The 9,234-nt window shown below is 73.0% G+C and carries 8 protein-coding genes; 6 read left to right on the top strand and 2 right to left on the bottom strand.

Annotated elements, in window-relative coordinates:
• Positions 1-53: 53 nt before the first annotated feature.
• Complete coding sequence (locus tag ACFV04_RS24505; protein WP_360264179.1) at positions 54-698, bottom strand: dihydrofolate reductase family protein; 645 nt, start codon at positions 696-698, stop codon at positions 54-56.
• A 333-nt stretch (positions 699-1,031) separates the two neighbouring features.
• Between ACFV04_RS24505 and ACFV04_RS24500 the strand changes: the two genes are divergently transcribed.
• The 3 genes from ACFV04_RS24500 (at position 1,032) to ACFV04_RS24490 (ending at position 3,149) form a co-directional block, all read left to right on the top strand.
• Positions 1,032-2,102 carry a phosphatidylinositol-specific phospholipase C domain-containing protein gene (locus ACFV04_RS24500; RefSeq protein ID WP_380532230.1) on the top strand — a complete coding sequence of 357 codons (1,071 nt, stop codon included), beginning with the start codon at positions 1,032-1,034 and terminating at the stop codon, positions 2,100-2,102.
• A 190-nt stretch (positions 2,103-2,292) separates the two neighbouring features.
• Positions 2,293-2,685 carry a ribonuclease domain-containing protein gene (locus ACFV04_RS24495; protein ID WP_380532227.1) on the top strand — a complete coding sequence of 131 codons (393 nt, stop codon included), beginning with the start codon at positions 2,293-2,295 and terminating at the stop codon, positions 2,683-2,685.
• 113 nt (positions 2,686-2,798) lie between these two features.
• Entirely contained in the window at positions 2,799-3,149 is a 351-nt protein-coding gene (locus tag ACFV04_RS24490; RefSeq protein WP_380532224.1) for a 5-carboxymethyl-2-hydroxymuconate Delta-isomerase, read from the top strand.
• A 79-nt stretch (positions 3,150-3,228) separates the two neighbouring features.
• Here the strand turns inward: ACFV04_RS24490 and ACFV04_RS24485 are convergent, their stop codons facing one another.
• Positions 3,229-4,833 (bottom strand): alpha/beta hydrolase, encoded by a 1,605-nt coding sequence (locus ACFV04_RS24485; RefSeq protein WP_380532221.1) that lies wholly within the window; start codon positions 4,831-4,833, stop codon positions 3,229-3,231.
• A 127-nt stretch (positions 4,834-4,960) separates the two neighbouring features.
• Here ACFV04_RS24485 and ACFV04_RS24480 point away from each other — a divergent pair, with 127 nt between their 5' ends.
• The 3 genes from ACFV04_RS24480 to ACFV04_RS24470 all read left to right on the top strand — a co-directional run bounded on the left by ACFV04_RS24480 (position 4,961) and on the right by ACFV04_RS24470 (position 9,194).
• Positions 4,961-6,313: an MFS transporter gene (locus tag ACFV04_RS24480; RefSeq protein WP_380532218.1), complete on the top strand. Its 1,353-nt coding sequence runs from the start codon at positions 4,961-4,963 to the stop codon at positions 6,311-6,313.
• Between the two features lie 299 nt (positions 6,314-6,612).
• Positions 6,613-7,401 carry an SAM-dependent methyltransferase gene (locus ACFV04_RS24475; RefSeq protein WP_380532310.1) on the top strand — a complete coding sequence of 263 codons (789 nt, stop codon included), beginning with the start codon at positions 6,613-6,615 and terminating at the stop codon, positions 7,399-7,401.
• Positions 7,402-7,559: 158 nt separating this feature from the next.
• Positions 7,560-9,194, top strand: a complete 1,635-nt coding sequence (locus ACFV04_RS24470) for a purple acid phosphatase family protein (protein WP_380532215.1) — start codon at positions 7,560-7,562, stop codon at positions 9,192-9,194.
• Positions 9,195-9,234: the final 40 nt, after the last annotated feature.

Here is a 9,234-nt window from a genome sequence, read left to right as displayed (position 1 = left end):
GGGGCCTCCCCGCGCGTGCGGGGAGGCCACCGTCGTTGTGCGCGCGGGCCCCGCTACGGCCGGGTGAAGGTGAGGTGCGTGACGCCGCTCGGACTGGCCACCGCCTCGGTGCGGAACCGCTGTTCGAGCCCTTCGAGACCGGTCCAGAGCGACTCGCCCCGGCCGAGGAGGATCGGCACCACGACCACGTGCAGGTGGTCGACCAGGTCGGCCTCCAGGAAGGCCCGGACGGTGCGCGGGCCGCCGCCGATCCGCACGTCCCCGCCGCCGGCCGCCTCGCGGGCCTGCCGCAGTGCCTCCTCCGGCGTGGCGTCGATGAAGTGGAAGGTCGTGCCGCCCTCCATCTCCAGCGTCGGGCGCGGGTGGTGGGTGAGGACGAAGACGGGGGTGTGGAACGGCGGGTTGGGGCCCCACCAGCCCTTCCACTCCTCGTCCTGCCAGGGGCCGCGCTGGGGGCCGAACTTGTGACGGCCCATGATCTCCGCCCCGATGCCGTCGCCCCAGGTGCGGGCCATCGCGTCGTCCACGCCGGTGTCGCCGCCCTCCTTGCCCTGCATCCGCCGGAACGTCCGGGTGCCGAAGAACCAGCCGTGCAGCCGGTGGCCCGCGTGGCCGAACGGCGCGTCGAGGCTCTGCCCCTCTCCGGTGCCGTAGCCGTCGAGGGAGATCGAGAAGTTGTGGACCCGGACCAGGGACATCGGCTTCCTCCGCCGTTCGGCGCCTCGGTGCGGGCGGGCCCGCACCCTGTTCGCGGGCCCACGCTAACCCGCGGGCCCGGCGTCCCGAGGATCCGTCACCATGCCTGGCGTGGCGCGGGCGGCGGTCCGTGCGTGCGGGGGCGTCCGGGCCGGCCCGTGCGGGCCGGGCCCGAGTGCCGGATGTGGACGAAGGGGAGGGGACCGGGGGAGAAGCAGTGCACCCGTCACGCTATTGTCGTGCCTTCTTCACGCGAAGCACGCCCGGGTCGGCGATGCTTCGTCGGGCCGCCCGGAGGTGGGCGGCCCGCACGTTCCGAACCTCGGGGGGTTCCCATGACCATGCGCCGTACCCTGTCCGGATTCCTCGCGACCGGCCTGCTCGCCGGTGCGGCCGCGCTGTTCGCGACCGCCCCGGCGGACGCCGCCCCGAGCGGCACGGGCGACCTGCCGTTCGGCTCGGCCACCACCGTCGGCCTGCACAACACCTACGACCCGGCCGCCTTCCCGTACCTGGCCCAGGGGTTGGACACCGGCACCGGGATGATCGAGCTGGACCTCTGGCCGAACGTCGTCACCAAGGAGTGGAAGGTCAGCCACTCCAACCCGCTCGGCAACGGCAACAACTGCACCGCCGCGACCACCCCCGCCCAGCTCTACGGCGGCGGCACCGACAAGAACCTGGAGAACTGCCTGGACGACGTCCGGGTCTGGCTCGCCGCGCACCCGGCGGCCGGGCCGCTGGTCGTCAAGCTGGAGCTCAAGCCCGGCTTCTCCGCCAACCTCGGGATGGGCCCCGACCAACTGGACGCGCTGATCGCGCAGCACCTCGGGTCCGCCGTGCTGCGCCCCGCGGACCTGCTGGCCAAGCCCGGCGGCGGCTCCTACCCGAGCCTGGACGCGGCGGTGCGGGCGGGCAACTGGCCGAGCCGCTCGGCGCTCGCCGGGAAGGTGCTGCTGTACGCGATCCCGGGAACGGTCGAGTTGGGCAACCCCTTCGACACCCTGCACACCGACGTCGAGTACGGGCGGCACCTGCGCGACCTGGCGGCGGCGGGCCGGATCGGCCAGGCCCAGGTGTTCCCGTCCGTGCTGGGCGCCGCGGCGGGCGACCCGCGCGGCCGGTACACCGGAGCGGACGCCTCGATCCGGCCGTGGTTCGTCGTCTTCGACGGTGACGCCGCGACCTACCTCAACGGCATCGACACGTCCTGGTACGACGCCGCGCACTACCTGTTGGTGATGACCGACGCCCACAAGGTCGCGCCGGAGATCAGCGGCACCGACCCGACGGCCGACCAGGCGCGGGCCCGGGCCCAGCAGTTGGCGAAGGCGCACGCGAGCATCGTGTCGAGCGACTGGCGCAAGGTGCCGGCCGTGCAGTCCCTGGTGCTGCCGCGCGGCTGACGCCCGGACCGCGGCGGGCCGGCCCGGCCCGCCGCCCCGCCGTCCTGCGGCCGTCCCCGCCTCGCGGGTGGCAGTCGGCATCGGCGGTGACCGACCAGGTCACGTCGCCTGTGCGTACGTCGAGTTGACCCCGGATGAAGAGTTGGATCAGGACTTCCGGGCGGCCCGGACCGTCGCCATGCTGGTTGTCATGACCCGAACTCTACGCGCGTGGAAGACCCGCGTCGCCGCCACCGCCACCGTTGCCCTGGTCACCCTCGCGCCGATCGCCGTCGCCACCGAGGCGCACGCCGCGGTGAGCGGCTCGGTGTGCAAGTCCGCGCTGCCCTCCCAGGCCCGCACCACCCTGAACCTGATCGCCTCCGGCGGCCCGTTCCCGTACAGCCAGGACGGCGTCGTCTTCCAGAACCGGGAGCGCGTGCTGCCCTCCCAGTCGACCGGCTACTACCACGAGTACACCGTGGTGACTCCGGGCTCCCCGACCCGCGGCACCCGCCGGATCATCACCGGCAAGCAGTACCACGAGGACTACTACACCGCCGACCACTACGTGACGTTCCGCAAGGTCGACTTCGGCTGCTGACCCGGCCCGACACACCACGTCCCCAGGGCCCCGGCGCCGCACCCCGCGCCGGGGCCCGCGGCGTGCCCGCGATAGCGTCGGCGCCGCACCGTCCGACTCCCTGGGAGGTTCCCGTGCCACAGATCCTGGTCGACCACTCGGCCGAACTCGACCTCGACCGGGCGGCCCTGGCCGACGAGGTCCACCGGGCGATCACCGGCGTCATCGACACCACCGTGGCCGACTGCAAGACCGTCTTCCGCCCCGCCGCCCACCACCGGGTCGGCGACGGCACCACCGGTGAGGCCGTCGTCCTGGTCGAGGTCAAGATCCTGGCCGGCCGCAGCGCCGAACAGCGCGCCGAACTGACCGACCGGGTGCTCGCCGTCCTGCGCTCCGCGATCGGCGTGCCCGCCGCCATCGGCGTCCAGGTCACCGAACTCGACCGCGACACCTACCGGTTCGTCCACCACACCGGGCACTGACCGGCGGGCGGAAGCACAGCGGTCCCGTGTGCCCGGCCGGGAAGCCGGACACGCGGGACCGCTGTCGTCCGGGCGGGGATCAGTCCGTCGGGCAGTGCGTTCCCGCCGCCGGAACGGTGCCGTCCAGCAGGAAGGCGTCGACCGAGGCGCGGACGCACTTGCTCGCGCCGTACGCGGTGTGGCCCTCGCCGTCGCGGGTGAGCAGGACGGCGTTGCCGAGCTCGGTGGTGAGCTTCTCGGCCCACGCGTACGGGGTGGCCGGGTCGCCGGTGGTGCCGACCACGATGATCGGCGCGGTGGCCGTGGACGTGATGACGTGCGGCTTCTCGGTGGCGCGGAACGGCCAGATCCGGCAGTCCGGGTCGAAGAGCGCCGAGAGCGGGTCGTGCTTGCTGACCAGCGGGGCCTTGGCGGCGAGGTCGGTGAGTGCCGCCTGCAGCTGCTCGCCGGCCGGGGCGTCGGTGGCGCCGTCGGCGCAGTGGATGGCGGTGTAGGCGTCGGCCGAGGCCTCGTAGTGGCCGTCCTTGTCGCGGCCGTTGTAACCGTCGGCCAGCGTGAGCAGGTCGTCGGCCTTGCCGCGCGCCATCGCCCAGCCGAGGGCGTTGCGCAGCCCGCTCCAGGCCTTCTCGCCGCCGTAGAGCCGGCTGATCACACCGGTCCAGGCCGCGCTGGAGGTCAGGGTGCGGCCCTTGGAGGACTTCAGCGGCTTGTCCTTGAGCCCGTCGAGGAAGTCGGCGAGCTTCTGAGGGGCGCGGCCGGCGTCGGTGCCGAGCGGGCACGGGTTCTTGGTGACGCAGTCGGCGGCGAAGGCCTTCAGGGCGCGTTCGAAGCCGGCCTGCTGCTCGATGTTGTGCTGCACCAGGGAGAAGGAGGGCGAGGTGGCGCCGTCGAGGACGAGCCGGCCGACCCGGTCCGGGAACTCCTCGGCGTACAGCGAGCCGAGGTAGGTGCCGTAGGACATCCCGAGGTAGCTGAGCTTCTGGTCGCCGAGGGCGGCCCGCAGGACGTCCATGTCCCGGGCGGTGTTGCGGGTGCCGACGAAGGGGAGGACCTGGGCGTACTTGGCCTGGCAGGCGTCGGCCAGCTGCTTGCCGTGGTCGTCGCCGGGCGCGTCGGTGTTGAGCCAGCCGTCCCGGGCCTGGTCGTCGAGGCACTTGAGCGGGCTGGTGCCGGCCACGCCGCGAGGGTCGAAGCCGACGATGTCGTACCGGTCGTGGACCGGGCCGTCGAAGTCCTTCGGACTGTAGGTGACCATCTGGACGCCGGAGCCGCCCGGGCCGCCGGGGTTGAGCAGCAGGGAGCCGATCCGCTGGTCGGCCTTGGTGGCGGGGTTGCGCACCACGGCGACGTCCAGCACTCCGGTGGCCGGGGCGGTGTAGTCGAGCGGCACCTTGAGGGAGGCGCACTGCAGGGCCGAGGTGTCGGCGTCGTTCTGCGGGTCCTTCGGGCAGGCGGCCCAGGCGAGTTGCTGGCCGTAGAAGGCCTTGAGCGCCGGGTCGGCGGCGCCGGTCGGCTTGGCCGTCGGCGTGGGGGTCGGGGTGGCGCTCGGCGCGGTGGCGGAGGCCGTGGTGGCCGCGGGCGCGGCCTTGCCGCTGCTCCCGCCGGTGCAGCCGGCCAGCAGGGCGGCGGCGGCGAGGGTCGCGGCTGCGGCGGGCAGGGCGCGTCGGGAGGTTCGGATGATCATCGAATGCACCGCACACAAATATCACCGGGTTGTCACATCAGTCACATCGGATTTTCAGGCGAGACCCCTCACCGGACCCGGTGGCCGCCCGATTCCACCGTGCCCCGAACGGTGTCATGCTGGGGCCATGACAGACAGCAGTGTGGTGATCCCGCTCCGTGAGCGGTCGGAAGTCGGCGGGCGGCGGCGGGAGTTGGCGGCGGCGACGGTCGGGTCCGTGGTCGAGTCCTTCGACTGGAACATCTACGCCGTCCTCGCGCCGTACTTCGCGGCGGACCTCTTCGGGCACGGCAAGCACGGGGTCAGCGGCGTGCTCGGGGCGTACGTGACCTTCGCGGTGGGCTTCGGGGCCCGGCCGGTCGGCTCGTACCTGATCGGGAGACTCAGCGACACCCGGGGGCGCAGGTTCGCGCTCAGCCTCGGCATGACGGTGATCGCCGCGGCCAGTCTGGGCATCGCGGCGGTGCCGGGGCAGGCCGGGATCGGTGTCTGGGCGGCGGCGCTGGCGGTCGTCGCGCGGGTGGTGCAGGGCCTCGCCTTCGGCGGGGAGGCGCCGAGCGTGGCCGCGTACGTGACCGAGACCGCCCCGCCGCGGCACCGCTTCGCCTTCAGCTCGGTGTCCTACGGCGGGATCATCCTCGGCTCGCTGCTCTCCTTCGGGGTGCTCACGCTGCTGATCCACACCATCGGCAAGTCCGGCCTGGAGAACGGTGGTTGGCGCTGGGGCTTCGTGGTCGCCGGGCTGCTCGGGCTGGCCGCGGTCTGGGTGCGGCGGTCGGCGCCGGAGAGTGCGGAATTCCATCGGGCCCGGGCACACGCGGCGGTCGGCGGCCGCCCGCCGTTCCTGCGGATGCTCCGCACGCACCGGTGGGCGGCCCTCACCGTCTTCCTCAACACCCTCGGCGGGACGGTCGGTTACTACTTCGCCCTGGTCTACCTGCCGCAGTACGCCGCCGCGTACCACGTGATCGACAAGGAGTCGGCGGCCTCGTTCATGACCGTGGTGCTCGGGGTGGTGCTGGTCACCATGCTGCTCACCGGCGCCGCCGCCGACCGCTTCGGTCTCCTGCCGGTCGCCCGGATCGGGTTCGGCCTGCCGATCCCGCTGGTCGGGCTGCTGCTCGCGGGGCTGCGCCAGGGCTGGCTGCCGTTCCAGGTCGTCGCCGTGCTGCTGGGAATGCTGGTGGCGACGGTGCTCGGCACCCTCAACGTCTTCACCGGGCTGCTGTTCCCGACCGAGGTGCGGGCGGTCGGCCTCGGCGTGGTCAACGCGGCCACCATCGCCGCGTTCGGCGGTACCTTCCCGCTGCTCGCCGAGTGGCTCGGCGACCGGCACCGCCTCGGCGTGATCCCCTGGTACGTCACCGTCTGCACGATCGGTCCGGCCCTCGCGCTGCTGACGGCGACGAAGGTGCCCTCGTTCGCGGCCGCCGTCGCGAAGGGCCGGACCGTGGCCGGGCGTTCACCCGCATCCGACTGACGGACGATCATCGGCTGTGGTTGAGTGGTCCGGACAGACGCCGAACGGGGAGGGCGAGCGTGGACGCCAACACGCCGGACAACAGTGCACCGGAGAGTGCAGAGGGCAGCGGGTCGCAGCGCAGCGCGTTCGACGCCGACGCGCCGGGGGCGGCCGCAGCCGACGCGGCCGGATTCGACATCGGGGCGTCCGGCACCGACGCGTCCGGCACCGACGCGTTCGATGCCGATGCGTTCGGCGTCGACGCCTCCGAGAGCTGGCTCACCGAGGCCGATTTCGAGGCGCCGCCGCAGGTCGACCTGCGGACCGACCGGGCGCACTCCGCCCGGGTCTACGACTACCTGCTCGGCGGCAAGACGAACTTCCCCGCCGACCGCGAGGTCGGCGACCGCGTCATGGCCGACCTGCCCGGCGCCCGGGAAGGGGCCACCGCCGCCCGCGCGGTGATGCACCGGATGGTCCGCCGGCTCGCGGAGGTGCACGGCATCCGGCAGTTCCTGGACGTCGGCACCGGCATCCCCACCGCGCCCAACCTGCACGAGATCGTCCAGTCGGTGGACCCGGCGTCCCGCGTGGTGTACGTGGACAACGACCCGATCGTGCTGGCCCACTCGCGCGCGCTGCTCACCAGCACCCCCGAGGGCCGTACCGCCTACGTCCAGGGCGACCTGCGCGATCCGGAGCTGTTCCTGGCGGACCCGGGGGTGGCCGCCACCCTGGACCTGACCGAGCCGGTCGCGCTGACCCTGGTCAACATCGTGCACTTCCTCTCCGACGAGGCCGCGCACCCGCCCGTCCGCAAGCTCCTGGACGCGCTGCCCGTCGGCAGCTTCCTCGCGCTGACCGCCGGGACCGGGGACACCGCGCCCGACCGGGCCGAGATCGGCGCCCGCCGCTACGCGGAGGCCGGGATCGAGGTGCACATGCGGTCCCGCGAGGGTGTGGAGCGCTTCTTCGCGGGGCTCGAACTCGACGCCCCGGGTGTGGTGCTGATCAACCACTGGCACCCGGAGCTGGGCGACGCCCCGTCCCCGTCGTTGGCCGACGAGCAGGTCCCGGTGTACGGGGGAGTGGGCCGCAAGGTGTAGCCGGCGGTGGGCGCGGCCGTCCGGCTACGGCCTGCCACCGCCGATATTCCGTCATTTCGACGACCGTCAAACCCGGAGGGCGCAGAAACGATCGTCTTTGCGTGTACATGCCATTAAAGTGACTGCCCGTCGATCCCCCACTCGACAGGCGGAGACTCATGACCATTGCACGCAGGTCCATCCTCAAGGGCACATCGGCGGCCGGAGCCGCCCTGGTGGCCGCAGGTTCGACGGCGGCCGCGCAACCCGCGGCCGCCGGGCCGGCCGACGACGCGCCCACCGGCCCCTTACTCCAGACCACCCCGCACCGGGTCGGCACGGCCGCGGTGACCGGCCTGCACCTGCAGTTCGGCACCGACGCGAGTACGGAGATGACCGTCTCCTGGCTCACCCCGCAGTCCGTCCGCCGCCCGCAGGTCCGGTACGGCACGACGGACGGCGGTCTCGGCCGGGTCGTCCAGGCCGAGACCCGTACCTACCGGGACTCGCTGGACAAGGCCGACGTGTACGTCCACCACGCCCGGCTCACCGGCCTGCGCCCCGGCACCACCTACCTCTACAGCGCCGGCCACGACGGCACCGCCGCCGAGACGGGCACCTTCACCACCGCCCCGCGCGGCCGCGCCCCCTTCACCTTCACCAGCTTCGGCGACCAGGCCGCACCCAACCTCCGGCGCCGGATCACCTTCCCCGACGGCATGCCCTCGCCGCTCGGCAAGTACCCGGTCTTCATGAGCAGCCAGGTCGGCACCTCGGCCTCCGCCGACATCGTCTCCGCCGTGGAGCGCGTCGGCCCGCTGTTCAACCTCATCAACGGCGACCTCTGCTACTCCTCCTACGCCGGCCGCCACGGCCAGAGCCGCACCGCGACCTGGGCCGACTGGTTCATCAGCAACAGCCGCTCCACCCGGCTGCGCCCCTGGATGCCCTGCGTCGGCAACCACGAGAACGAGGGCGGCAACGGGCCGATCGGCGCCCTCGGCTACCAGGCCTACTTCTCCCTCCCCGACTCCACGGCCTCCTCCGACGAGGAGACCCGGGGCATGTGGTACGCCTTCACCGTCGGCTCGGTGCGGTTCATCAGCCTCGCCAACGACGACGTGGCCATCCAGAACTCCGGCGACATCTACCTCCGCGGCTACTCCGGCGGAGCCCAACGGCGCTGGCTGGAACGCGAACTGCGTGCCGCCCGGGGCAACCGGGGGATCGACTGGATCGTGGTGTGCATGCACCACCCGATGATCTCCAGCTCCATGCACGGCGCCGGCAGCGACCTCGGCATCCGCGAGACCTGGGGCGAACTGTTCGACGCCTACGGGGTCGACCTGGTGCTGTGCGGCCACGAGCACTACTACGAGCGCTCCCACCCCGTCCGCGGCACGCTGCCCAACGACACCCGCACCCCGGTGCCGACCGACACCCGCACCGACATGGTCGACACCGGGCGGGGCACCGTCCACATGATCATCGGTGCCGGCGGCAACGCCGCCACCACCCAGGACGACCTCTTCCCGGTGCCCAAGGGCCGGGTCGTCGTCGGGCTGGAGGACCCCAAGCCGGGAGCGCCCTACCGGGAGTCGGTCTGGCTCACCGAGGACGCGCCGTGGGCCGCCGTCCAGGACCGCGAACATGCCCACGGCTTCGCCGCCTTCGAGGTCGACCCCGGCGACCGGCGCGGTGCGACCACCACCATGAAGGTCACCTACTACACCTTCGACGGGCCGCACGGCGACCTCACCCCGGTGGACACCTTCACCCTCTACCGGCGCCGGACCGACGGGCGCGACGGCTGACACCGGGCGGGGGGGGGGCGGCGGGGGGCCGCCCCCGCCC

Source organism: Kitasatospora sp. NPDC059599 (genome assembly GCF_042735125.1).
Classification (GTDB): domain Bacteria; phylum Actinomycetota; class Actinomycetes; order Streptomycetales; family Streptomycetaceae; genus Kitasatospora.
The sequence above is the reverse complement of the archived record's forward strand: the minus strand, read 5'-3'. Positions and strand labels throughout refer to the sequence as shown.